Raw genomic sequence first — 25857 nt, 5'->3', positions numbered from 1 at the left:
TCTCAAAGCCCCTTTCGTCACCTGCTATAGCGTAGCGGGAGGGGCCCACTTTACCAGGAACAAGACTATGAACGTTATTGCTATCATGAACCACATGGGCGTCTACTTTAAAGAAGAGCCTATTCGTGAACTGCATCGTGCACTGGAAGGTTTAAATTTCCGTATCGTCTATCCAAACGACCGAGAAGACCTGCTGAAGCTGATTGAAAATAACTCCCGCCTTTGCGGCGTCATTTTCGACTGGGATAAATATAACCTTGAGCTTTGCGAAGAGATTAGCAAGCTGAACGAGTATATGCCGCTGTACGCCTTCGCCAACAGCTACTCTACGCTGGACGTCAGCCTCAACGATCTGAGAATGCAGGTTCGCTTCTTTGAATATGCTTTAGGCGCCGCAGCCGATATCGCGGCGAAAATTCGCCAGAATACCGATGAATACATCGACAATATTCTGCCGCCGCTGACAAAAGCGTTGTTCAAATATGTGCGCGAAGGGAAATATACTTTCTGTACGCCTGGCCACATGGGCGGGACCGCTTTCCAGAAAAGCCCCGTCGGCAGCATCTTTTATGATTTCTTCGGCCCGAACACGATGAAATCCGATATTTCGATTTCCGTTTCTGAACTGGGTTCGCTGCTGGACCACTCCGGCCCGCATAAAGAAGCGGAAGAGTATATCGCCCGCGTCTTTAACGCCGAACGTAGCTACATGGTGACGAACGGCACCTCTACGGCGAACAAAATCGTCGGTATGTACTCCGCGCCGGCAGGCAGCACGGTACTGATTGACCGTAACTGCCATAAATCGCTGACCCATCTGATGATGATGAGCGACATTACGCCGATTTATTTCCGCCCAACCCGTAACGCCTACGGTATTCTTGGCGGTATTCCGCAAAGCGAGTTCCAGCACGCCACTATCGCTAAACGGGTAAAAGAGACGCCTAACGCAACCTGGCCGGTCCATGCTGTTATTACTAACTCAACCTATGACGGTCTGTTGTATAACACTGACTACATCAAGAAAACTCTGGACGTGAAGTCCATTCATTTTGACTCCGCCTGGGTGCCTTATACCAATTTCTCTCCTATTTATCAGGGTAAATGCGGTATGAGCGGCGACCGTGTAGAAGGCAAAATCATTTATGAAACCCAGTCCACACATAAACTGCTGGCGGCGTTTTCACAGGCATCCATGATTCATGTTAAAGGCGACATTAACGAAGAAACCTTTAACGAAGCCTACATGATGCATACCACCACTTCTCCGCACTACGGTATCGTAGCGTCTACTGAAACCGCAGCGGCGATGATGAAAGGTAATGCGGGTAAACGCCTGATTAACGGCTCTATTGAACGTGCGATTAAATTCCGTAAAGAAATTAAACGCCTGAAAAGCGAATCTGACGGCTGGTTCTTTGACGTATGGCAGCCGGAACATATCGATGGAGCTGAGTGCTGGCCGCTGCGTTCAGATAGCGCATGGCATGGCTTCAAAAATATCGATAACGAACACATGTACCTCGACCCGATCAAAGTCACTATCCTGACGCCGGGGATGAAGAAAGACGGTACGATGGATGAATTCGGTATTCCGGCAAGTCTGGTCGCCAAATATCTCGATGAACGCGGCATCATCGTAGAAAAAACCGGTCCATACAACCTGCTGTTCCTGTTCAGCATTGGTATCGACAAAACCAAAGCTCTGAGCCTGCTGCGCGCGCTCACTGAATTTAAACGCGCCTTTGACCTGAACCTGCGCGTCAAAAACATTCTGCCGGCACTGTACCGCGAAGCGCCTGAGTTTTATGAAAATATGCGCATCCAGGAACTGGCGCAGAATATTCATAAACTGGTCGAACATCATAATCTGCCGGACTTAATGTACCGTGCGTTTGAAGTGCTGCCGAAAATGGTGATGACGCCGTATACTGCGTTCCAGAAAGAGCTGCATGGCGAAACGGAAGAGGTGTATCTTGAAGAGATGGTTGGACGCGTCAACGCCAACATGATCCTTCCTTACCCTCCGGGAGTGCCGCTGGTGATGCCTGGTGAAATGATCACCGAGGAAAGCCGTCCGGTACTGGAATTCCTGCAAATGCTGTGCGAAATCGGCGCTCACTATCCGGGCTTCGAAACCGATATCCACGGCGCCTATCGTCAGGCAGACGGACGTTACACCGTTAAGGTGCTGAAAGAAAATACGAAATAAGTACCAAAGGGAAGTGGCTTGCCACTTCCCTTTTTTCACGCAGCAAGGAGACTTTATGAAAACACCCTCACAACCGCGCGCGATTTTTTACATCGTGGCGATTCAAATTTGGGAATACTTCAGCTTTTACGGCATGCGTGCCTTACTCATCCTTTATCTTACCCACCAGCTTGGTTTTAATGACAGCCACGCGATCAACCTCTTCAGCGCCTACGCCTCTTTAGTTTACGTTACCCCTATTCTTGGCGGCTGGCTTGCCGACCGCCTGCTTGGCAACCGCGTGGCGGTTATCACCGGCGCCTTATTGATGACGCTGGGTCATGTGGTATTGGGCTTAGAATCTGATTCAACGCTGAGTTTATATGCGGCGCTGGCCATTATTATCTGCGGCTACGGCTTGTTTAAATCCAATATTAGCTGTCTGCTGGGCGAACTTTACGCCCCTGATGACAACCGCCGCGACGGGGGATTCTCGCTGCTCTACGCCGCCGGGAATATTGGGTCGATAGCCGCGCCGATCGCCTGTGGTCTGGCGGCGCAGTGGTATGGCTGGCATGTCGGCTTTGCGCTGGCGGGCGTCGGAATGTTCATCGGCCTGCTCATCTTTTTAAGCGGTCATCGCCACTTTCAGCAGACGCGCGGTGTTAATCGCCCCGCGCTGCGGGCGGTTAAATTCGCCCTTCCAACCTGGGGTTGGCTGGTATTAATGCTGTGTATCGCGCCGGTATTCTTCACCCTCCTGCTGGAAAATAACTGGTCTGGCTATGTGCTGGCCATTGTCTGCGTCTTCGCGGCGCAACTTATCGCCCGTATTATGGTTAAATTTCCCGAACACCGTCGCGCCTTGTGGCAAATCGTTCTGTTAATGATCACCGGCACTCTCTTCTGGGTTCTGGCGCAGCAGGGCGGAAGTTCGATCAGTTTATTCATCGACCGTTTTGTCAACCGCCACTGGCTGAACATGACCGTCCCCACCGCATTGTTCCAGTCGGTCAATGCGATTGCGGTGATGGCGGCGGGCGTGGTGCTGGCGTGGCTGAGCAGCCCGAAAGAGAGCGCCCGCTCGGTGCTGCGCGTCTGGCTTAAATTTGCCGTGGGACTGGTATTAATGGGCGGCGGTTTTATGCTGCTGGCGCTAAACGCGCATCAGGCCCGGTTAGACGGGCAGGCATCAATGGGAATGATGATCGCAGGGCTGGCGCTGATGGGCTTTGCGGAGCTGTTTATTGATCCGGTCGCGATGGCGCAAATTACCCGCCTCAACCTGCCTGGCGTCACGGGCGTGCTGACCGGTATTTATATGCTGGCGACCGGCGCGGTCGCTAACTGGCTGGCTGGCGTCGTCGCGCAACAAACCACGGAATCGCAAATTAGTGATACGGCGGTAGCCGCCTACGGACACTTTTTCTCGCAAATGGGCGAGTGGACGCTAAGTTGCGTGGCGCTGATCGTCGCCATTGTCGGCCTGAGATGGGTTTGCACCCGGACTACATCGGCGCTACCGCAGGGCGATTAAACGGTGGTTCGCTGCCCACAAGGAGGAGACGGGCAGCGAATCGGCACATCAGATAGCCGCGTCGTCTTCTTCGCCAGTACGGATACGAATAACGCGGGCGACATCAAAGACAAAGATCTTACCGTCGCCGATTTTCCCCGTCTGCGCGGTACGAATGATGGTATCAACACAGGTATCCACGATGTCGTCAGGCACAACGATTTCAATTTTTACCTTCGGCAGAAAATCCACCATATATTCCGCGCCGCGATACAGCTCGGTGTGGCCTTTTTGACGGCCAAAGCCTTTGACTTCAGTGACCGTCATGCCGGTAATACCTACCTCGGCCAGCGCTTCACGGACATCGTCCAGCTTGAAGGGTTTAATAATCGCATCAATCTTTTTCATGCTATTCCTTGAAAAGGTCGCCTGTGTTTTGATCGGTTAAACGTAACATATTTCGCACTACTTTACGGCATGAAAACTACTCTTTGAAATCATTCGCATCCAGTTCGTGACGGGAGAGTAGCTTATAGAATTCCGTGCGGTTGCGCCCCGCCATCCTTGCCGCGTGCGTCACGTTACCTTTGGTAATTTGCAGTAACTTGCGCAGATAGTTCAGTTCAAATTGGTTTCGCGCTTCGGCAAAAGTTGGCAGCGCGGTGTTTTCGCCTTCCAGCGCCTGCTCGACCAACGCATCGCTGATCACCGGCGAAGAAGTTAACGCCACGCATTGTTCAATGACGTTGACCAGTTGGCGCACGTTGCCCGGCCAGCTTGCCGTCATCAGCCGTTTCATTGCATCAGTAGAAAAGGCGCGAACAAACGGTTTATGCCGCTGTGCCGACTGTCTGAGCAGATGATTAGCCAACAGCGGAATATCCTCGGTACGCTCCGCCAGCGCCGGAATTTTCAGGCTCACGACATTCAGCCGGTAGTACAAATCTTCACGAAATTCGCCCCGCGCCATCGCCTTCGGCAGATCGCGGTGCGTTGCGGAAATAATTCGCACGTCGATATCAATATCGCGATTGCTGCCCAGCGGCCTGACTTTGCGCTCCTGTAACACCCGCAGCAGCTTCACCTGTAACGGCGCGGGCATATCGCCAATTTCATCCAGAAACAGCGTGCCGCCTTCCGCCGCCTGGAACAACCCTTCACGATTGCTCACTGCGCCGGTAAAGGCGCCGCGCGCATGGCCGAATAATTCGGACTCCAGCAACTGTTCCGGCAACGCGCCGCAGTTGATGGCGACAAACGGCTTGTTACTGCGCGGGCTGGCATTATGAATCGCCTGTGCGAAAATCTCTTTCCCGGTGCCGCTTTGTCCGTTAATCAATACGCTGACATCCGACTGCGCGACCATGCGCGCCTGTTCAAGCAGTCGCAGCATCAGCGGGCTACGGGTAACGATAGCGTTGCGCCAGCTATCGTCCGTCGCGGGAGCGGACTGCTCCAGCGCTTCATCTATCGCTTTATATAACGCGTCTCTGTCGATCGGCTTCGTCAAAAAGCTGAATACGCCTTTCTGGGTAGCGGCCACCGCATCCGGAATGGAACCATGCGCCGTCAGAATGATAACCGGCATTCCCGGCTGTACTTTCTGAATTTCTGTGAACAGTTGCATACCATCCATTTCGTCCATGCGCAGGTCGCTTATTACCAAATCCACTTTTTCCCGATGCAGTACCCGCAGTCCTTCCTGGCCGCTCTCTGCGGTCACGACGCTGTATCCTTCACTGGTCAGGCGCATACCGAGCAATTTCAGTAATCCGGGATCGTCATCGACCAGCAGCAGGTGCGCCGGTTTACGGCTTATCATGGCGTTACCTCATCTTGTGACGGCGACGGCGCCGCGCCATCTTCAGACGTCGCGGGTTTGTCATTCGTATGCGGCGTATCGGCGTTGTAATTCCCTGCCGGTTTTCGTGTCGAAAGCTGGCGCTCAATATCGGTTAAACTCTCCAGCTTACGGGTGGTAAGATCGAGCTGCGTTTGCAAGGCCTGTTGCTGCTGGCGCAGCGCATCCAGCTCACTATCTGACGTTTGCTGGAGCTTGCTATAACGCTGACGTTCGGCAGAAAGCGCTAATTGCAACGCCTGACCGTCATGCCAGATTTGGTAGACGGGCCGTACCTGAGCCGGTATTTGCGCGCTTAACGCCTCCAGACGGGTCACTATGGCGCGCCGCTCCGGCGGCGTAATTTTTGCATCCGCCAGTAAAATCCCGCGCCTGAAGGCATTTTGCCAGTTATCATCCGTCAACGCGCGCGCCTCTGCGCGCGACTGAACCGGCATCAGACGATCGGCGCAGTCAATCGTGCGTAGCCAGTACAGCGGATTCGTCTCCACCGCCTGCCCGCGTAGCGACCAGATATCCGCGCACGCCGTCGGGAGATAATCCGCCAGTTGATAATGGGGGAGCGTGTCCTGCGCTGCGCTACCGGGCAGTTGCTGTGAAGCATGGGGAACACATGCGGTCAGCGCCAGACACGATATGCCCACCGGTATTCCCCACCGCAAAAGGCATCGTTTAATAGTTTGGACGAAAACGTGTGACATACGCACCAGGCTTAAATTCATATTAGTGTTTGTCAGATGCAGGCAGCGGCAGCGAGATGCGAAAACAAACTTCCTGCGCTTTGTCATCCACCAGTTGGATCTCTCCCTGCATTCGACGAATACAATCTCTGGCGATACTTAGCCCTAACCCACTGCCTTTTACCGCCCCTTTTCGCTGGTGGCTTCCCTGGAAAAAAGGCTCAAAAATCATTTCTCTTTCGGTTTGCGGAATCGGTTCGCCGCTATTAACCACATCGATATAAACCGTGGAGCCCTGAGAGCGACTACGGATACAAATGTTACCGGATTCAGCGCCATAGTGCACCGCGTTGGAATAGAGATTATCCAGCACGCTCATCAGCAACATGGGCTCTGCTATGCAGCGTTCGGCCTCCAGGTCGACATCGGTATGCATCATTTTAGCGCGGGCAGGCAAACTGTGGGCGGAAACCACCATATCCACAAGCGGCGCGATATCGACCGCTTCCAGCTCTGTGGCACTGTCTACCAGTTTCCGGTTGTAATCAAGCAATTGCTCAATCAATTTTTGTAAATTACGACTGCTGTCATCCAGAATATCGACCACCTCTTTTTGCTCCGGCGTCAGCGGCCCAACCACCTGATCGGCCAGCAGCTCAGTCCCCTCGCGCATACTGGCCAGCGGGGTTTTCAGCTCATGGGACAGGTGACGTAGAAACTGATGGCGCTGGGATTCCAGCCACGCCAGACGCTCACTCAGCCAGATAATGCGCTGCCCCACCGATCGTAATTCACGCGGACCGGTAAAGGTGACGGTATTCCCCAAAGAACGGCCTTCGCCCAGGCGATTAATCATCCGTTCAATTCCTTTCACCGGCCCGATAATCATGCGGGTAAAAAGTAGCACCATCGCCAGACTCACCAGAAATAGTACCAGCGCCTGCCAGCCGAAAAATTGTCCGCGCTCGGCGATTTCTTGTTGTAACTGCTGCCCACGCGAATAAACCACAGTACGCGTCGCCTGCACCATTTCCGTATTCGCGTTGGCAAAGGCCTCCAGACGCGCGGCCGCTGTCGCTTCCGGGCCGCTATCTTTACACTGCAATTGCGCCAGCGCGTTTAAATCCTGGCGTAACGCCTGATACAACTTATCATCCGGCAAGACGCCGGCATGGGCGTCCAGCATATCGCTATAGCGCTTACGCTGGCTTTGATACACTTTTGCCAGCGTCGGATCGTCAAGCACGCAATACTGTCGGTAGCTTCGCTCCATCTCCAGCGCGACGTTGGTCATCGCCTCGCTGCGCCGGGCGTCAATAAGCGTGCTGCGGTTAGTCACCGCAGCCTGATCGCTTAATGCGTTAAGGCTTTGCCACGCCTGCCAGGCCAGAACCAGCAACGGCAGCAGGATCAGCAAAAAAGCCAGCATGACCAATTGTCGTAAAGAACGGGGGAAAACAGACCAGCGCTTCAACGTGTCGCTCACATAAAAGAAGAATAAAAAAGATGCTAACCGAGGGAAGCGCCAGATACAACAAAGCCGGGCTAAACCCGGCTTTGTTATGGAATAAGGCGGTGCCTAACTCGACGTTTCGCCCGGAGGTTGATAAAGCTACGCTATTATCAGAAGTTGGACGGCAGGCACCTTGTTGTGCGTCATTCGAAGTTTATGTAGCGCGTCCCTAAGGGGCTGACATAAGAAGGTGAATGAGCCACTGGTTATCATTATGCAGTAATTGTGCCAACATTCAAAAGACTTTGTTAACACAATGATAGATATGAAAAATATCGTTATTCATGCTAAAAATGGCTCTGTCTGTTTTTTGCCCTTTCTGTCGCCAATCAGCAACACCTGCAACACCTAAAAATAAAACAATTTAAAATCAAATAGTTAAATGTCTCTTTTTGGCGACAACCTATCCCCCACTCATGTCGGGATTTCCCGACACTTTAATCTTGCGGCATAAGCACTAGTTTATTGCCGGATGGCGGCGTAAACGCCTTATCCGGCCTACCGCTTGACGTTCAAGACGGTAGCTTCAACCGCGCTTCCCCGTGGGCCTGTAAACGCCGTCTACAAAAAAGCCCCTCGTGAAGAGGGGCTTAATGGCTATCGGGCTAATTAACCAAGCTGCTTACGCGCATTACGGAAGATACGCATCCACGGGCTATCCTCGCCCCAGTTTTCCGGGTGCCAGGAGTTGGCGACGGTGCGGAATACGCGTTCCGGATGCGGCATCATAATCGTCACCCGACCGTTTTCGGTCGTCACCGCCGTGATGCCGTTCGGCGAACCGTTCGGGTTAGCCGGATAGGTTTCGGTCACCTTACCAAAGTTATCAACGTAGCGCAGGGCGACCAGGCCTTTGCTCTCAAGCGCGTTGAGATGCGCATCGTCCCGCACCTCAACGCGCCCTTCCCCATGGGAAACCGCAATCGGCATCTGTGAGCCTACCATTCCTTGCAGCAGCAGCGATGGGCTTTGCGTCACTTCCACCAGGCTGAAGCGGGCTTCGAAGCGGTCAGAATGGTTACGTACAAAACGCGGCCACAGTTCGCTGCCCGGGATCAGCTCGCGCAGATTCGACATCATCTGGCAACCGTTGCACACCCCAAGCGCCAGCGTCTGCGGACGATGGAAGAAGGTTTCGAATTCGTCGCGCACCCGAGGGTTAAACAAAATGGATTTCGCCCAGCCTTCGCCCGCCCCCAGCACGTCGCCGTAGGAAAAGCCGCCGCAAGCCACCAGCGCATGGAAGTTGCCCAGACCGATACGACCGCCCAGCAGGTCGCTCATATGGACGTCAATCGCGTCAAAGCCCGCACGATGGAACGCCGCCGCCATCTCCACGTGAGAGTTCACCCCCTGCTCGCGCAGTACAGCGACTTTCGGTCGTGCGCCTGTCGCAATGTACGGCGCGGCGATATCTTCATTAATATCAAACGACAGCTTCACGTTGAGGCCCGGATCGGCATCATTCGCTTTCGCCTCGTGTTCCTGGTCAGCACATTGCGGATTGTCGCGCAGACGCTGCATCTGCCAGGTGGTTTCCGCCCACCAGATACGCAGCGTAGTACGGCTTTCGCTGAATACCGTCTGGTCATTAGCGGTAATCACAAAGCGATCGCCAGCCAGAGCCTGACCAAGGTAGTGGACGCAGTCAGCAAGGCCGTACTGCGCCAACAGCGCTTCGACCGCGTCTCTGTCTTCAGCGCGTACCTGAATCACGCCGCCCAGCTCCTCGTTGAACAGCGCAGCCAGATGGTCATCGCCCAGCGCAGCGATATCGACCTGCACGCCGCAGTGGCCGGCAAAGGCCATCTCGGCCAGCGTCACCAGCAGACCGCCGTCGGAACGGTCGTGCCAGGCCAGTAATTTACGCGCAGCGACCAGCGCCTGCATGGCGTCATAGAAGCCTTTCAGTTGCGCGACGTCACGCACGTCCGCGGGTTTGTCGCCAAGCTGACGATAGACCTGCGCCAGCGCCGTTGCGCCCAGCGCGTTGTGGCCCTTGCCAAGATCGATCAGCAGCAAGGCGTTATCTTCCGTTGACAGCTGCGGCGTAAGGGTGTGACGCACGTCTTCCACACGGGCAAACGCGGAAATCACCAGCGACAGCGGCGAGGTCATTTCGCGCTGTTCGTTGCCTTCCTGCCAGCGGGTTTTCATCGACATCGAATCTTTGCCCACCGGAATCGTCAGGCCAAGCTGCGGACAGAGTTCCTCTCCCACCGCTTTAACCGCGTCATACAAACCGGCATCTTCGCCAGGATGACCGGCTGCCGCCATCCAGTTAGCGGAAAGCTTAATGCGCTTGATATCGCCAATCTGCGTCGCGGCAATGTTAGTCAACGCTTCACCGACGGCCAGACGGGCGGAAGCGGCAAAGTCCAGCAGCGCCACCGGCGCGCGCTCGCCAATCGACATCGCTTCGCCGTAGTAGCTGTCGAGGCTGGCGGTAGTGACCGCGCAGTCAGCCACCGGGACCTGCCACGGGCCAACCATCTGGTCACGCGCCACCATACCGGTGACGGTACGGTCGCCAATAGTGACAAGGAAGGTTTTTTCCGCCACGGTCGGCAGATGCAGAACACGATTTACCGCGTCGGCAATCGTGATATCCGCGCGGTTCAGCGCATCGCCTTTCGCCTTCAATGTTTGCACATCGCGGGTCATTTTCGGCGTTTTGCCCAGCAGGACATCCAGCGGCAGGTCGATCGGCTGATTGTCGAAATGGTTATCATGCAACGAGAGATGCTGTTCTTCGGTAGCGTCGCCAATGACCGCATACGGCGCGCGTTCGCGCTTACACAGTTCATCGAACAGCGGCAACTGGTCAGCCGCGACCGCCAGCACATAGCGCTCCTGGGATTCGTTACACCAGATTTCCAGCGGGCTCATGCCCGGCTCGTCGCTAAGAATGTCGCGCAGTTCGAACTTCCCGCCTCGCCCGCCGTCGCTCACCAGCTCCGGCATCGCATTGGAGAGACCGCCCGCGCCCACATCATGGATAAACAAGATTGGGTTAGCGTCGCCCAACTGCCAGCAGCGGTCGATCACTTCCTGGCAGCGGCGTTCCATTTCCGGGTTGTCGCGCTGAACAGAGGCAAAATCGAGATCCGCATCAGACTGGCCGGAAGCCATTGACGATGCCGCGCCGCCGCCGAGGCCGATATTCATCGCCGGGCCGCCAAGGACGATCAGCTTCGCGCCGACGACGATCTCGCCTTTCTGCACGTGATCGGCGCGGATATTACCGATCCCGCCCGCCAGCATGATCGGCTTATGGTAGCCGCGCAGCTCTTCGCCGTTGTGGCTGTTCACTTTCTCTTCATAAGTACGGAAGTAACCGGTCAGCGCCGGGCGACCAAATTCGTTGTTAAACGCCGCGCCGCCCAGCGGACCTTCGGTCATGATATCCAGCGCAGTGACAATACGTTCCGGCTTGCCAAAATCCTCTTCCCACGGCTGTTCAAAGCCCGGAATACGCAGGTTGGAAACGGAGAAGCCCACCAGCCCGGCTTTTGGTTTCGCGCCACGCCCGGTGGCGCCTTCATCACGAATTTCGCCGCCGGAACCGGTCGCCGCCCCCGGCCACGGAGAGATAGCGGTTGGGTGGTTATGCGTTTCGACCTTCATCAGAATGTGCGCGGGCTCCTGATGAAAATCGTAACGGCCAGTATTGTGATCGGCGAAGTAGCGCCCCACCGCAGATCCTTCCATCACCGCGGCATTGTCTTTATAGGCAGAGAGCACATAGTCCGGCGTGGTTTCGAAGGTGTTTTTAATCATTTTAAACAGCGACTTCGGCTGCGGTTTACCGTCGATAATCCAGTCGGCGTTAAAAATCTTGTGCCGGCAGTGCTCGGAGTTCGCCTGGGCGAACATGTACAATTCGATATCGTTCGGGTTGCGTCCCAGTTTGGTAAACGCCTCCTGCAAATAGTCGATTTCATCTTCCGCCAGCGCCAGACCAAGACGCAGGTTGGCGTCAATTAACGCCTGACGGCCTTCTCCCAGCAGATCGACACTGGAAACCGGCGCAGGCTGATGGTGGATAAACAGTTTTTCCGCATCGGTTAAAGAAGAGAACACCGTCTCCATCATACGGTCGTGCAGCTCTGCGGCCACTTGTCGCCACTGTTCCGCCGTCAACGTCGAAGCCTCGATATAGTACGCTACGCCACGCTCCAGACGATCAACCTGTTGCAGGCCGCAGTTGTGGGCGATATCCGTTGCTTTTGAAGACCAGGGGGAGATGGTACCAGGACGCGGTGTGACCAACAGGAGTTTACCCGCCGGCGTATGGCTGCTAAGCGCCGGGCCGTATTGCAACAGACGGGTAAGCTGCGCCTGCTCGCTATCATTTAACGGGGCGTTCAGGTCAGCAAAATGGACATACTCAGCGTATATATTGTGGACCTGGAGGTTGGCAGCCTGAAAGCGCGCCAGCAGTTTATTGATACGGAATGCAGACAGTGCAGGCGAACCACGCAGAATTTCCATCATAAGTCTCTCGTCTTCTAAGCTTTGGTGTGCGCAAGGGGGGAAACGGCCGTCATTATAAAGAATCTGACGCGCCGACGAAACCGTTTGCGTAGAAATAAAATCACCGCTTTTTCTTGTCATACGGTGCGGCTATCGTTGCGAATAAGTTGCCAACTGGCGCATTGTTACGCAAAATGCCGCTCATTAATGACTTATCTATTGCAGCAAAACATCTTTTTCAGCCCGAGGCAACGCACGATCCAGAGAATTAACTAATTGAAAAAATTAAAGATTAATTATCTGTTCATCGGCATATTGACGCTGCTGCTGGCAGCAGCCCTTTGGCCCTCAATCCCCTGGTTCGGTAAAACCGAAAACCATATCGCCGCGATTCAAGCCCGGGGGGTACTGCGCGTCAGTACGATCGACTCGCCATTAACCTATTCCGTTATCAACGGTAAAAAATATGGTCTGGACTATGAACTGGCGCAGCAGTTCGCCAACTATCTCGGCGTGAAGCTGAAAGTGACGGTGCGCCAGAATATCAGCCAATTGTTTGACGATCTGGATAACGGCAATGCCGACCTACTCGCGGCAGGGCTGGTCTACGACAGCGCGCGCGTTAAAAACTATCAGCCCGGTCCCATGTATTACTCGGTTTCGCAACAGCTCGTCTACCGGGTCGGACAATATCGCCCACGTTCGCTGGCGACCGTTAACGAGAATCAGCTTACCATTGCGCCAGGGCACGTCGTGGTCAATGATTTACAGCGTTTAAAAGAGACAAAGTTTCCCGATCTGAGCTGGAAAGTGGATGATAAAAAAGGCTCGACGACGCTGCTGGAAGAGGTCATCAGCGGCAAACTGGATTACACCATTGCCGATTCAGTGGCGATCAGTCTGTTTCAGCGCGTCCATCCCGAACTGGCCGTGGCGCTGGACGTCACGGATGAACAGCCCGTGACCTGGTTTAGCCGACTGGACGACGATAATACGCTCTCCGCCGCGCTGCTCGATTTTTTCAATTCGATCAATGAAGACGGTTCTCTGGCGCGGATCGAAGAGAAATATCTGGGACATGGCGATGATTTCGACTACGTTGATACCCGCTCTTTCCTGCGAGCGGTAGATAACGTCCTGCCGGAGCTGGAACCGTTATTTAAAAAATATGCCAAAGAGATAGACTGGCGCCTGCTGGCGGCGATTTCTTATCAGGAATCACACTGGGACCCGCTGGCGACCTCGCCAACCGGCGTGCGCGGCCTGATGATGCTGACTAAAAATACCGCCCAAAGTCTGGGGCTGACCGACCGTACCGATGCGGAGCAAAGCATCAGCGGCGGCGCTCGCTATCTTGAAGATATGATGGCTAAAGTTCCCGAAACCGTTCCGGAAGACGAGCGTATCTGGTTTGCCTTAGCCGCCTACAATATGGGTTATGCGCACATGCTCGATGCCAGATCGCTGACGGTAAAAACCAAAGGCAATCCGGATAGCTGGACCGATGTGAAGCAGCGTTTGCCTCTGTTAAGCCAAAAACCGTATTACAGTAAGCTAACCTACGGTTACGCGCGTGGACATGAGGCTTATGCTTATGTGGAAAATATCCGTAAATACCAGATAAGTTTAGTGGGGTATTTGCAGGAAAAAGAAAAGCAGGAAGCGGAAGCCATGAAACTGGCGCAGGATTACCCGGCGGTGTCGCCGGAGGAGCTGAATAAAGCGCCCTTCCCCCTCCTGTCGTTTTTATCGCAGTCATCAGGCTACCTGACGCATTCGCCGTCTTTACTGTTTACGCCGCAGAAGAAAGAAGAAAAATAGCGCGATGGTCTTATCGGATGGCGACGCGCAACGTCTTATCCGGCATTGCGCTATACTGTCGGCCCCGCGCCTTCCGCACGGTCGGCTTTCTTCAGGGCTTTAATTTCCTGACGACGCATACGGAAAAAATCACTGAGCAGCGTCGCACATTCATCGCGCAGCACCCCTTCAATAATGTCGACCCGGTGATTCATTCCCGGATGGTGCAGCACATCAATTAGCGATCCGGCCGCGCCGGTTTTTGCATCGCGCGCGCCAAAGACAACGCGTCCAATGCGGCTATGCACCATAGCGCCTGCGCACATCACACAGGGTTCCAGTGTGACATACAGCGTGGTATCCAGTAACCGATAATTCTGCAATACCAGACCGCCCTGACGCAGCGCCATTATTTCAGCATGCGCAGTAGGATCGTGGCGGCCAATGGGTCGGTTCCAGCCTTCGCCAATGACGCGATGGTTATGCACCAATACCGCGCCAACCGGAACCTCGCGTTCGTCCCAGGCGCGTTTCGCCAGCGTCAGCGCGTGGCGCATCCAGTATTCGTGATCTAATTCGACATCAGACAAAGAGGTAACTCCGGTAATGAAAGCGGGCGGCATTATACACAGACGCTATGCGTTTCACTATTCGAGCTGCTGCAGCTCGCCGTGCGGCGTCACCCGCCAGCGATGCTGGCAAAAATAAAGCAGCGGGTTATCCTGTTTGCTGTCGCTGTAGCCGCTATAAAGACGCAGCGGCGTACCGATTTTACGTTCCAGTTGCGCGACTTTTTCATGGCCCAGACAGCGCACGGTTAATACCCAGCCGCCATACCGTCGCGCCATCTGGCTGGCGATGAGGTTAACGCGCGGCAGCCACGGCGTATCAAAATAGACTTGCTCTACCAATGATTGCGGAGAACCGGTAATAAGCCAGATATCCGCGTCAGAGCTCAATAGATAGGTGGTCAGACGCTCCTGTACAACCGGAAACGCCGTGACGTTAGCGCGAAACCAACGGACAAAATCCGCCTGATGCGCCTGCAAACGCGTTTCGCTATGGCCAAAAGTACAGCCCCACAATAACAGACTCATCGGCCAGCGGGCCGCACGCCCTTTTACCAGTAAACCGATACCGATAATGGGCAACAACGGCAGTACGAGCAGCGCATTTAGCGGCTGACGGCGCAGCAAATAACGCAGAAAACTGCCGAACATATCCTGTTGATGTAACGTTCCATCCAAATCAAAAAAGACGACACGACGCTCGTGGCTGACCAAACCTTACTCCTCTGGATCATTGAACCCCAGCAGCCAGGTAAAAATAAACCCGGCAATTACCGCTATTAAATAGCCTAACAGATAGAACAGGACTTTTCCGGCAACAATTGTTAATGCCAGCGGCAAACCGGAAATACCAAAGGTAATTACCGTCGCCACTTTCCAGTAGCTGATCAACGCCCCGCCTACCGCGCCGCCGAGGCAAGCGCCAATAAATGGCTTACCCAATGGCAGCGTGACGCCAAAAATCAGCGGCTCGCCAATCCCCAGCAGTCCGACCGGAAGCGCGCCTTTAATCACCTTTTTGAGCCGCGCATTGCGGGTTTTCATCAGTACGGCAATGGCCGCGCCTATCTGACCAACGCCCGCCATCGCCAGGATGGGAAACAGCGCGTTATAGCCGTGCGCTTGCACCAGCTCCACATGAATAGGCACCAGCCCCTGATGCAGCCCGGTCAGTACCAACGGCAGGAAGGTTCCGGCTAACACCGCGCCCACCAGAAAACCGCCGCGATCGATAGCCCAGGACGCGCCGTGAGCGATAGCGTCTGAAATCCAGCCGCCAAGCGGTTGCAGAGCGACAATCGCTACCGCGCCGGTGATAACAGTCGTCAATAAAGGGTTAAGAATTAACTCCAGCGACCCCGGCAGCAGCTTACGGAACTGGCGCTCAATCCAGCACATTAACGCCACCACCAGCAGGACGGCGATAACGCCGCCCCGTCCCGGCTGAAGCGCCTCGCCAAAGAGCGTAATCTGCGCCAGTTGCGGGCTGGAAAGGATCCCCGCCATCACGCCGCCTAACGCCTGCGATCCGCCAAAGACTTTCGCGGTATTGACGCCAACCAGAATGTTCATGATAGCGAACACCGCGCTACCAAATATCCCCATCAGGCCCAGCAGGTTAGGATAGTGGACGGCAACATCGCCGACGATATCCGGACGTTTAAGAATGTTGATAATGCCGGTAATCAAGCCGGATGCGATAAAGGCGGGGATAAGCGGTATAAAAACATTCGCCAGCTTACGCAACGCATCGCTCATCGGCGCTTTATACTTCGCTTTCGCCTCGGATTTGGTACGCGCCATAGCATCGTCCGGCTTTACACCACCTGCGGCAATCTGCACGCGCATCGCATCAACCACCTGCGCAGCCTTCCCCGGCCCAACGATCAGCTGATGTTGCTCCCCTTGCTTTACGTATCCACTGACGCCAGGCAACGCTTTTAAGCGCGGAATATCCAGTTGGCTGTCGTCCTGTACCTCCACTCTGACTCGCGTCATACAGTTTTCCAGGCGCAGAATATTTTGCTCTCCGCCGATACCACGTAAAATGTCGCTGGCGAGCGCTGCCGTCTTATCCATACACACCTCTTTAGTGTTCTAACGCCGCCCTTAAAAAGCCCTGATGAGCGGCGAGTTTTTCCCTGGCGGCTGCAGCATCCAGCCCCGTAAGCGCCATCAAAATGGCGGGCTTAACCTCAAAATCGGTCTGTTTCAGCAACGTTTCCGCCTCTTCACGACCTATCCCGGTCGCTTCAACGACCATCCGACACGCGCGATCGACCAGTTTGACGTTGGTGGCTTTCATATCCACCATCAGGTTCTGATAGACCTTACCGAACTTCACCATCGCGCCGGTAGAAATCATATTGAGCACCATTTTCTGCGCGGTGCCGGATTTCAGCCGCGTGGAGCCGGTAAGCGCTTCCGGCCCGACAACGGGCGAAATAGCGATATTAGCCTCCCGCGCAATAGGCGAATCTGGATTACAGGAGACGGCAACAGTGGTACAACCGGACTGTCGCGCATAGCGCAGGCCACCAATCACATAGGGTGTACGACCCGACGCCGCGAGCCCCACGACCAGATCCTGTTCTTGCAGATTTAGTGCGACAAGATCGTCTTCGCCTGCCTGTTGGCTGTCTTCCGCGCCTTCGACCGCTTTCAACAACGCGCCCGGCCCGCCGGCAATCAGCCCGACGACCAGACCGTGCGGAACGCCAAACGTCGGGGGGCATTCTGAGGCATCCAGTACGCCAAGCCGACCACTGGTGCCCGCGCCCATATAGATGATACGTCCGCCAGACTTCAGCGCCGCCGCCGCGGCATCCACCGCACGCGCAACGTCAGGCAGAGTGGCTTTTACTGCTTCCGCTACCCGCGTATCCTGTTCATTAAAACGCTTAACTAATTCAGGAGTAGGCAACGCATCCAGATCCATCGTTTGCGGGTTACGGGTTTCAGACACTAAGGTACCGAGATTCATTTTTGTCCCTCTGGAATTTTTAATTCATAATAAGCGTCCATGATGGAATAGAATATTCCCCCAGGCGAGTGAAATTTCGTTTTGTCGTCGCCATCACGTTTCGCAGGAGCTGCCCATGAACTGTTTGATTCGTATTCGCCAGCGTTATCCGGATCTCGCGCAAAGCGACAGGAAACTGGCGGATTATCTGCTCGCGCAACCGGATACGGCGCGGCATCTGAGCTCGCAGCAACTGGCGGCCGAAGCGGGCGTCAGCCAATCCAGCGTAGTCAAGTTCGCGCAAAAACTGGGGTTTAAAGGGTTTCCGGCGTTGAAACTGGCTCTCAGCGAAGCGTTGGCCAGCAATCCTAATCCGCATTCCGTTCCCGTTCATAACCAGATTCGCGGCGACGATCCGATGCGCCTGGTCGGGGAAAAATTAATTAAAGAGAATATGGCGGCGATGCACGCCACGCTGGACGTTAACAGTGAAGAAAAGCTGTTAGAAAGCGTCACGATGCTGCGCCACGCCCGCCGTATTGTGATCACCGGGATTGGTGCCTCTGGGCTGGTGGCGCAAAATTTTGCCTGGAAGCTACTGAAGATTGGCATTAACGCGGTGGTTGAGCGCGATATGCACGCCCTGCTGGCGACGGTGCAGGCGCTGGCGCCGGAGGATCTGCTGCTGGCGATCTCTTATTCCGGGGAACGGCGCGAGCTGAACCTGGCGGCGGACGAAACATTACGCGCAGGCGCGAAGATCCTGGCCATTACCGGTTTTTCACCCAACGCCTTGCAGCAGCGCGCCACCCGCTGTCTGTATACGATTGCTGAAGAGCAGGCGACGCGCAGCGCCGCTATCTCCTCAACACATGCGCAAATGATGTTGACCGACTTACTGTTTATGGCGCTGGTACAACAGGATTTAGAGCGGGCGCCGGAGCGTATTCGCCATAGCGAGGCGCTGGTAAAAAAACTGGTTTGAAAATGGCTCTTCCGCCTCATGCAGAAGAGCTATCAAGTTTATTGCGCTTCTTTCGCGTGAATCAATTGCGTCAGGAGTGTGTTAACCGGTACGGCAATATTGTTCTGAGCGCCGATTCGCGCAATCGCACCATTTAAATAGTCGATTTCAGTCAGTCGGCCTTTATGTAAATCCTGATGCATAGAAGGATAGTGGTGGCCGCTCTCACGCGGATCGAACACTTTCTTCACCGTATTCATCACCATTTGCTCAGTCAACGGAATATTCTGGCTGGCAGCAACCAATACAAACTCATCAACTACCGCTTGCGCTAAATCTAAAGCACCAGGCCGCTGACCAAATCCGCCGACATTACAATCCAGTAACGCGCAATAGGTGTTCATTACGCTATTAAAGGCTGCTTTCTTCCAGATCGATAATAATACGTCAGGGCTTATTTCAGCATTCAATCCAGCGCTATTAAGGGTGGCAATGACCTTAGCCTCTTGAGCCGAATCCTGGCTGGCAATCGGCTGCAGTTCAATCGTTCCGGTACCGGTGGCCATAATATGCCCAGCCCCCTCCAGTTCGCTGGACCATAACGTCACACCCGCATAGATTTTCTGCCGATCGACATATTTCTCCAGCGTTTCAATATTTCCCAGGCCGTTAGATAAAATCATCACTACTTTCGCGGCTGGCAGTAATGGCTTAATACGCTGTAACATGCTATCCAGCTGCATGGCTTTGGTAAACAGAATAACCAGCTCAAACTCCCCCTGGGATTCATCGGCCAACATAGCAGGGATGGGGTAATACTTCTGAGTCGTTTCCGTTTCGACAAACAACCCCTTGCTACGAATAGCGTCGACATGCTCCTGCCAGCCATCAATAAGCGTCACGTCGTGCCCGGCCTCCAGCAGCATATAGCCAAAACGACATCCCATAGCGCCTGCACCTGCGATTGCAATTTTCATTTTTATTTCCTTATTATCTGATTAATGAATTTTGGCTAAAACCGTTGCGACATATTTCTTCGTTATCAGGGTCAACACGACTCCAATAAGCAATAGCACCGTTGTCAAAATAAATACTGTATTGTAGCTTCCGGTATATTTTGCAATAGCGGACGTTACATAAGGAGCAATAACCGCACCGACGGCAAAACCAAAATACATAAAGCCGTAGTTTAGCCCCTGGTTACGCATACCAAAATTCTGGCTGGTCAAGCCAGGGAAGATAACTAATATACCGGCATAAGCAAAGCCCACGCCCAGAGCGCTGAAATAAAATACCGAAGTATTGCCATTGAAGAAAAATAACAGCAGCATACACAAGCAAGTAAAGAGGTAAACAATAACCAGCGTATTATAGCCGCCTAATTTATCGGTTAACCCTCCCCAGAACAGGCGACCGATCGAGTTAAATATCGAGACCAGGCTAACGACTAATGCACCGGACAGTAAACCGTACTGCGTCATACCAATTTGCGCAGAACTTGAGCTAATTACCATCCCAGAGAACACGCCCAGCGCCAGAATCATAAACAGCAGCCAGAAGCGCAGATCTTTCAGCATGTGCCGATAGTCTTTATCCAGAGGCGACGCTTTAATTCCTCCACTATCTTTTGCTGGCGCGCTACGAATAAAGAACTGGACGATAAAAATAACCACCAGATAAACAATACCCAGATATAACAACGCCCGACTAACATCGTGAGTTTGCGCCATAAAATATTCGGCCAGGCGGGTGCAAAGTAGCGTCCCGACGCCAACACCCGCCAGTACGATACCGCTGGCCAGACCGCGACGGTCAGGGAAAAATTTCAGAATATTATTAAGATTACCCGTAAAAGCCAGGCCCGATCCCAACCCGGCAATGACGCCGTAGGTTAAAAACAGCATGGGCAAATTATCCACAAACCCGGACAAGATAAAACCTAAAGAAAACAGGATACCGCCGATAACTATCGCCTGCTTTCCTTTACCATTGTCGATCATTCTCCCGCCCCAAATCATCGGTAAAGGAATGATCCCCATGTTGATAGAGAATGCTAACGCCAGCGTAGCCGGATCCCAGTGATATTGCGCCATGAGTGGTGTTTTGAAATAGCTAAATGCGTAGACGCCCCCGAGCACAAAATTGATGCACACGTGAGCGGCAAGCATTCCCCAGCGGTTGATTGATGCCGACATAATTTTCCCTTTTTAAAATGCACTGATCACAGTTTAAAAAAAGCAAAATAGGCAAACAATTTGGTATTTTTTATAATCGTTATAACAAAACCCAATCGATTGGCATTAAATTTTAATGAATATCAAACAACTACATTCCTTCCTGATATTGTGTGATGAATTACATTATGGTCGGGCAGCCAGTCGCCTGTTTATCACTCAGCCATCATTAAGTCAGCAAATCAAACAACTTGAGTCATCACTTAAAACAATATTATTTAAGCGAAAAGGTAGAGGAATTAAATTAACAAAAGCAGGCATTATTTTGCAACGACACGCTAACAAAATAATGCTGGATTTAAAAAATGCCGAAAATGAACTTCTACCCTATCAGGACCAACAGCGCGATACTATTTCAATCGGGGTGTCAGGCAGCTACCTGGTCCTGCCCGCTTTTCGCAACTTTATGGCGCACCATCCGGAAATATCTTTAAATGTTAAAGAGTTCTCAACTGAGCAAACCATTAAAAAGCTGACGGATAGCGCCGTTGATATTGGCATTGTTTATCGAACAGCGCTCCCTGCCCAGCTAAGCTCGACCATGCTGTTTGAAGATGAAATTATCGCTGCAATTCCACTTTCTCATCCTCTGGCGACACGCGAACGTCTGCATTTAAAAGATTTAAACGACCAGCCCATTATCGTGCTTAATGACTCTCTGCTATTAAGAGGGATCATCACCACAGAATTTAATAACCGCAAAGTCGTCCCTAACGTCATCTGCGAACTGGATAACCACTACTCATGCCTTGAGTATGCCGAAGCGCAGATTGGCATCGCATTTATTACCCGCTCGCTAACCCATTTATCGACACCCAAAAATGTTCGCCTGGTTTCACTGGGCATCCCCGCATTCTTTATTCCTGTCATGCTGGTGCACAGTAATGACCTTTCACTGGATAACGCAACCATCTGCCTGCTCAAGCAGATCAAAAATTTTTACACTGTAGATAACAAATCAGCGCCAGAAAAGAGCTGGCCCGAGCAGAAAATAGGCGTATAATACCCGCCCGATTTGTGTTGTTTCTGAGAATTTCCTGATGGCGCTGTTAATCACCAAAAAATGTATCAATTGCGATATGTGCGAGCCGGAGTGCCCGAATGAGGCGATTTCAATGGGCGACAGCATTTATGAGATTAACAGCGACAAATGCACCGAGTGTGTAGGCCATTACGAAACGCCGACCTGTCAGAAAGTCTGCCCGATCCCCAATACGATTTTGCAGGATCCCGCCCATGTCGAAACCGAAGAACAGTTGTGGGATAAGTTTGTTCTGATGCATCACGCAGATAAACTGTAAGCGGGTTAACGCACTTCCAACGCAACAATGCCTGATGGCGCTATGCTTATCAGGCCGACAATATATCGGCCTGTAGGTCAGATAACGTGTTTACGCCGCCATCCGGCAAATCTAACTTTCCAGAATGACCGTGGCGCAGGCGTAATGGCGTTCATCGGCCAACGTGACATGCATGTGCGCCACACCGAGTTTTTCCGCCAGCGTTAACGCCTCGCCCCACAGCCGCAAACGTGGTTTTCCCAGCTCATCGTTAAACACTTCGAACTGATTAAACGCCAGACCGTTGCGGATGCCGGTGCCAAAAGCTTTCGCTGCCGCCTCTTTGACCGCAAAACGCTTGGCGAGAAAACGCACCGGCTGCTGATGCGTCTCCCAGATAGCCCACTCGTTGTCACTGAGCACACGCCTTGCCAGACGTTCGCCGGAACGGGAGATCACTGCCTCAATGCGGGCAATCTCTACAATATCCGTTCCCAGGCCGAGAATCGCCATTAGCCGCGCGCTTCCAGCATCAAACGTTTCATTTCAGCCACCGCCTCTTTCAGCCCCGTCATCACCGCCCGACCAATAATGGCATGACCGATATTGAGCTCGTGCATTTCCGGCAGTGCGGCAATAGCTTTGACGTTATGGTAGGTCAGGCCATGACCCGCATTTACTTTTAGCCCCAGACGGGCCGCCAGGGTCGCGGCGCTGGCAATACGCGCCAGCTCTTTTGCCTGTTCCGCATCGGTTTCTGCGTTGGCGTAGCAGCCGGTATGGATTTCGATAAACGGCGCGCCGACTTCCGCCGCCGCGTTGATTTGCCTTTCATCGGCATCGATAAAGAGCGAAACCTGGATGCCAGCCGCCGCCAGGCGCGCACAGGCATCACGCATTTTATCGCGCTGTCCGGCCACATCCAGGCCGCCTTCGGTGGTGACTTCCTGGCGTTTTTCCGGCACCAGACAACAGAAATGCGGCCTGGTTTCTACGGCGATCGCCAGCATCTCTTCGGTCACCGCCATCTCCAGATTCATACGCGTATGCAGCGTCTGACGCAGAATGCGCACATCGCGATCGGTAATGTGGCGACGATCTTCGCGCAGGTGTACGGTAATGCCGTCCGCGCCTGCCTGTTCAGCAATAAACGCCGCCTGTACCGGATCCGGATAGTCGGTGCCGCGCGCATTACGTAACGTGGCAATGTGGTCAATATTGACGCCTAACAGTAATTCAGCCATGACAATCCTCGTTAATCTTTCTTCGTTTTTACTGTGCGTTTGGGCATAAATTGCCGGAACAGCTCCCGGCTTTTTAACGGTTTTCCCCCAAGATACGGCTTTAATGCCATACGGGTAAAGCGTTTAGCGGCACGCAGGGTATCTACATCCGGAAATTCCCGCGCCTCCAGCGCTTTCAGGTGCCGTCCGGTAAAGGTGTTGTTATCGATGACGACGCTGGCGAAAAAGCCTTTTTCTTCGCGGTAACGGTAGGTCATGGTGTCATCCACCCGTTCGCCGCTGCCTGCACAGTGGGTGAAATTGACGCCATACCCCAGATGTCCCAGCAACGCCAGTTCGAAACGTCGCAACGCTGGTTCAGGCGAGCCGGTGGTTCCCGCCAGCGCCTGAATACAGTTCAGATAATCAAAAAAGAGTTCGGAGAAGCGCGTTTCATATTCCAGTACGCGAGAGAGGAGTTCGTTGATGTACAGGCCGCTATAGAGCGTAATACCGCTTAACGGCAGCGCCAGAGAAACTGCCTCGGCGCTGCGCAGGGTTTTCACCTCGCCGCGTCCGCTGTAGCGTAGCAATAACGGTGTAAAAGGCTGTAACGCGCCTTTCAGATTGGAACGTTTAGATCGCGCGCCTTTGGCGACAAGGCGCACGCGCCCCGATTCTTCCGTGAAGACGTCCAGCATCAGGCTGGTTTCGCTCCAGGGGCGACTGTGCAGGACAAATGCGCGCTGCCACCCTTCCACGCTGTGTTAACTCACAGATCGTCTACGTAACCGAGACTGCGCAGAGCGCGTTCGTCATCGGCCCAGCCGGATTTCACTTTCACCCACAGTTCCAGGTGTACCGGCGCTTCGAACATCTCCTGCATGTCTTTACGCGCTTCAATACCAATGGTTTTGATTTTGGCGCCTTTGTTGCCAATCACCATCTTCTTCTGCCCTTCGCGCTCGACGAGGATCAGCCCGTTGATATCATAGCCGCCGCGTTCGTTGGTAACAAAACGTTCAATCTCAACGGTAACGGAATACGGCAGCTCGGCGCCGAGAAAACGCATCAGCTTTTCACGGATGATTTCAGACGCCATAAAGCGCTGAGAGCGATCGGTGATGTAATCTTCCGGGAAGTGGTGAATCGCTTCCGGTAAATGTTTACGCACGATACCGGCAATGGTATCGACGTTCATACCCGTTTCAGCAGAGATCGGTACGATATCAAGAAAGTTCATCTGGCTTGCCAGGAACTGGAGGTGCGGCAGCAAATCGGCTTTTTCCTGCACGTTATCCACCTTGTTAACGGCGAGAATAACCGGCGCTTTGCCATCGCGCAGTTTGTTCAGGACCATTTCGTCGTCCGGCGTCCAACGGGTGCCTTCCACAACGAAAATCACCAGCTCAACGTCGCCAATCGAACTGCTCGCCGCCTTATTCATCAAACGGTTAATGGCGCGCTTTTCTTCCATATGCAGACCCGGGGTATCGACATAGATTGCCTGATACGGGCCTTCGGTATGAATACCGACAATGCGGTGGCGCGTGGTCTGCGCTTTACGGGAAGTGATCGAAATCTTCTGCCCAAGCAGTTTGTTCAGCAAGGTGGATTTGCCAACGTTCGGACGTCCGACGATGGCAATAAATCCGCAGTAAGTTTTGTCGGTGCTCATTCCAACTCCAGTTTTTTCAGCGCCTGTTCGGCGGCAGCCTGCTCCGCCTTACGACGGCTGGAACCCGTGCCAACCACCGGTTCGCTCAGGCCGCTGACCTGGCAGTGGATAGTAAATTCCTGATCGTGCGCCTCGCCGCGCACCTGCACAACCAGGTAAGATGGCAGCGGCAGATGGCGACCCTGCAAATACTCCTGCAAGCGCGTTTTAGGATCTTTTTGTTTATCGCCCGGACTTATCTCATCCAGACGGGTTTTATACCAGTTAAGGATTAACTGCTCGACGGTCTGGATATTGCTATCGAGAAATACTCCGCCGATTAACGCTTCCACGGTGTCCGCCAGAATGGACTCCCGACGAAATCCGCCGCTTTTTAATTCGCCCGGCCCTAAACGCAGGCACTCGCCTAAATCAAATTCACGGGCTAATTCCGCCAGCGTATTACCACGTACCAACGTGGCGCGCATACGGCTCATATCTCCCTCATCCACCCGTGGAAAACGGTGATAAAGCGCGTTAGCGATAACGAAGCTCAGGATTGAATCGCCTAAAAATTCCAGGCGTTCGTTATGTTTACTGCTGGCGCTGCGGTGAGTTAATGCCTGCTGCAACAGCTCCTGATGATTAAAAGTGTAGCCCAGCTTCCGTTGAAGCCGATTAATTACGATGGGGTTCATGCGATACCAATAAATGAATGCGTCAACAATCCAGCACACGAAACAGACCTGATACACGTCATCTGTCCTGCCGCATCGCTGCAGCGGAAAGAAGGTTGTCTATAACCAACGCTGTTTCGTGTGCCGTGGCGACCAAACGGCGCCAACCTAAAACTTCGGGGGAATATTCTATACACAACGACAGGGGATGTCGTTAGTCTGAGGGAATTTATCCAGGAAATAATTCACGCTGC

23 protein-coding genes are annotated in these 25857 nt (G+C 53.5%); 7 read left to right on the top strand and 16 right to left on the bottom strand.

Going from position 1 to position 25857, the window contains the following annotated elements; all coding sequences use genetic code 11:
* Nucleotides 1–67: 67 nt before the first annotated feature.
* Together cadA and dtpD are read left to right on the top strand one after the other, a co-directional pair.
* Nucleotides 68–2212, top strand: coding sequence for a lysine decarboxylase CadA (cadA, locus tag ACLJQD_RS18720; protein WP_001100652.1), 2145 nt, complete (start codon nt 68–70; stop codon nt 2210–2212).
* A 55-nt stretch (nt 2213–2267) separates the two neighbouring features.
* A complete protein-coding gene (gene dtpD, locus ACLJQD_RS18715; RefSeq protein ID WP_000856793.1) occupies nt 2268–3728 on the top strand; it encodes a dipeptide permease DtpD in 1461 nt (486 codons plus the stop codon).
* A gap of 48 nt (nt 3729–3776) precedes the next feature.
* On the opposite strand, the gene glnB is transcribed toward dtpD, so the two are convergent.
* The 5 genes from glnB to purL form a co-directional block, all read right to left on the bottom strand.
* Nucleotides 3777–4115, bottom strand: a complete 339-nt coding sequence (gene glnB, locus ACLJQD_RS18710) for a nitrogen regulatory protein P-II (protein WP_000717694.1) — start codon at nt 4113–4115, stop codon at nt 3777–3779.
* Nucleotides 4116–4191: 76 nt separating this feature from the next.
* Nucleotides 4192–5526 (bottom strand): two-component system response regulator GlrR, encoded by a 1335-nt coding sequence (glrR, locus tag ACLJQD_RS18705; RefSeq protein ID WP_024131115.1) that lies wholly within the window; start codon nt 5524–5526, stop codon nt 4192–4194.
* Nucleotides 5526–6290 (bottom strand): two-component system QseEF-associated lipoprotein QseG, encoded by a 765-nt coding sequence (qseG, locus tag ACLJQD_RS18700; RefSeq protein WP_001054239.1) that lies wholly within the window; start codon nt 6288–6290, stop codon nt 5526–5528. The genes glrR and qseG overlap by 1 nt, the downstream gene beginning before the upstream one ends.
* A 1-nt stretch (nt 6291) precedes the next feature.
* Nucleotides 6292–7722 (bottom strand): two component system sensor histidine kinase QseE/GlrK, encoded by a 1431-nt coding sequence (qseE, locus tag ACLJQD_RS18695; protein ID WP_023242674.1) that lies wholly within the window; start codon nt 7720–7722, stop codon nt 6292–6294.
* A gap of 648 nt (nt 7723–8370) precedes the next feature.
* Complete coding sequence (gene purL, locus ACLJQD_RS18690; protein ID WP_017442131.1) at nt 8371–12258, bottom strand: phosphoribosylformylglycinamidine synthase; 3888 nt, start codon at nt 12256–12258, stop codon at nt 8371–8373.
* 21 nt (nt 12259–12279) lie between these two features.
* Here purL and ACLJQD_RS18685 point away from each other — a divergent pair, with 21 nt between their 5' ends.
* Together ACLJQD_RS18685 and mltF are read left to right on the top strand one after the other, a co-directional pair.
* A complete protein-coding gene (locus tag ACLJQD_RS18685) occupies nt 12280–12513 on the top strand; it encodes a hypothetical protein (protein WP_001747289.1) in 234 nt (77 codons plus the stop codon).
* On the top strand, nt 12514–14058 hold the full coding sequence (gene mltF / locus ACLJQD_RS18680) for a membrane-bound lytic murein transglycosylase MltF (protein WP_000734249.1): 1545 nt from the start codon (nt 12514–12516) through the stop codon (nt 14056–14058).
* Between the two features lie 50 nt (nt 14059–14108).
* Here the strand turns inward: mltF and tadA are convergent, their stop codons facing one another.
* The 4 genes from tadA to murQ are packed head-to-tail and all read right to left on the bottom strand — an operon-like array spanning nt 14109 to nt 17589.
* Complete coding sequence (gene tadA / locus ACLJQD_RS18675; RefSeq protein ID WP_001134564.1) at nt 14109–14660, bottom strand: tRNA adenosine(34) deaminase TadA; 552 nt, start codon at nt 14658–14660, stop codon at nt 14109–14111.
* Nucleotides 14661–14684: 24 nt separating this feature from the next.
* Nucleotides 14685–15320: a phosphatidylglycerophosphatase C gene (gene yfhb, locus ACLJQD_RS18670; RefSeq protein ID WP_000253558.1), complete on the bottom strand. Its 636-nt coding sequence runs from the start codon at nt 15318–15320 to the stop codon at nt 14685–14687.
* A gap of 3 nt (nt 15321–15323) precedes the next feature.
* The gene (locus ACLJQD_RS18665; protein WP_000361660.1) at nt 15324–16685 is read right to left on the bottom strand and encodes a PTS transporter subunit EIIC; all 1362 of its coding nucleotides are present in this window, start codon (nt 16683–16685) and stop codon (nt 15324–15326) included.
* A gap of 10 nt (nt 16686–16695) precedes the next feature.
* Nucleotides 16696–17589: an N-acetylmuramic acid 6-phosphate etherase gene (gene murQ / locus ACLJQD_RS18660; RefSeq protein ID WP_001048535.1), complete on the bottom strand. Its 894-nt coding sequence runs from the start codon at nt 17587–17589 to the stop codon at nt 16696–16698.
* A gap of 115 nt (nt 17590–17704) precedes the next feature.
* Here murQ and ACLJQD_RS18655 point away from each other — a divergent pair, with 115 nt between their 5' ends.
* Nucleotides 17705–18553 (top strand): MurR/RpiR family transcriptional regulator, encoded by an 849-nt coding sequence (locus ACLJQD_RS18655; protein ID WP_017442130.1) that lies wholly within the window; start codon nt 17705–17707, stop codon nt 18551–18553.
* A 38-nt stretch (nt 18554–18591) separates the two neighbouring features.
* Here ACLJQD_RS18655 and ACLJQD_RS18650 read toward each other — a convergent pair whose 3' ends face one another.
* Together ACLJQD_RS18650 and ACLJQD_RS18645 are read right to left on the bottom strand one after the other, a co-directional pair.
* Entirely contained in the window at nt 18592–19509 is a 918-nt protein-coding gene (locus ACLJQD_RS18650; protein ID WP_000684023.1) for an oxidoreductase, read from the bottom strand.
* A gap of 21 nt (nt 19510–19530) precedes the next feature.
* Nucleotides 19531–20727: an OFA family MFS transporter gene (locus ACLJQD_RS18645; protein WP_001276364.1), complete on the bottom strand. Its 1197-nt coding sequence runs from the start codon at nt 20725–20727 to the stop codon at nt 19531–19533.
* 115 nt (nt 20728–20842) lie between these two features.
* On the opposite strand from ACLJQD_RS18645, the gene ACLJQD_RS18640 reads away from it, so the two are divergent.
* Entirely contained in the window at nt 20843–21769 is a 927-nt protein-coding gene (locus ACLJQD_RS18640) for a LysR family transcriptional regulator (RefSeq protein ID WP_001022463.1), read from the top strand.
* Between the two features lie 37 nt (nt 21770–21806).
* On the top strand, nt 21807–22067 hold the full coding sequence (locus ACLJQD_RS18635; protein ID WP_001196291.1) for a YfhL family 4Fe-4S dicluster ferredoxin: 261 nt from the start codon (nt 21807–21809) through the stop codon (nt 22065–22067).
* A 111-nt stretch (nt 22068–22178) separates the two neighbouring features.
* Here the strand turns inward: ACLJQD_RS18635 and acpS are convergent, their stop codons facing one another.
* The 5 genes from acpS to rnc are packed head-to-tail and all read right to left on the bottom strand — an operon-like array spanning nt 22179 to nt 25624.
* Entirely contained in the window at nt 22179–22559 is a 381-nt protein-coding gene (gene acpS, locus ACLJQD_RS18630; protein WP_000986043.1) for a holo-ACP synthase, read from the bottom strand.
* Entirely contained in the window at nt 22559–23290 is a 732-nt protein-coding gene (gene pdxJ, locus ACLJQD_RS18625; RefSeq protein ID WP_000818969.1) for a pyridoxine 5'-phosphate synthase, read from the bottom strand. Before pdxJ ends, acpS begins: the two co-directional genes overlap by 1 nt.
* Nucleotides 23291–23301: 11 nt before the next feature.
* Nucleotides 23302–24030: a DNA repair protein RecO gene (gene recO, locus ACLJQD_RS18620; RefSeq protein WP_000399380.1), complete on the bottom strand. Its 729-nt coding sequence runs from the start codon at nt 24028–24030 to the stop codon at nt 23302–23304.
* An 11-nt stretch (nt 24031–24041) separates the two neighbouring features.
* Nucleotides 24042–24947 carry a GTPase Era gene (gene era / locus ACLJQD_RS18615; RefSeq protein WP_000102230.1) on the bottom strand — a complete coding sequence of 302 codons (906 nt, stop codon included), beginning with the start codon at nt 24945–24947 and terminating at the stop codon, nt 24042–24044.
* Nucleotides 24944–25624, bottom strand: coding sequence for a ribonuclease III (rnc, locus tag ACLJQD_RS18610; RefSeq protein ID WP_001068341.1), 681 nt, complete (start codon nt 25622–25624; stop codon nt 24944–24946). Before rnc ends, era begins: the two co-directional genes overlap by 4 nt.
* Between the last annotated feature and the right edge of the window lie 233 nt (nt 25625–25857).

The organism is Salmonella sp. SAL04214 (genome assembly GCF_046550615.1).
Classification (GTDB): Bacteria; Pseudomonadota; Gammaproteobacteria; order Enterobacterales; family Enterobacteriaceae; genus Salmonella; species Salmonella enterica.
Note: the sequence above shows the minus strand (reverse complement) of the source record. Positions and strands in the feature narration are given on the sequence as shown.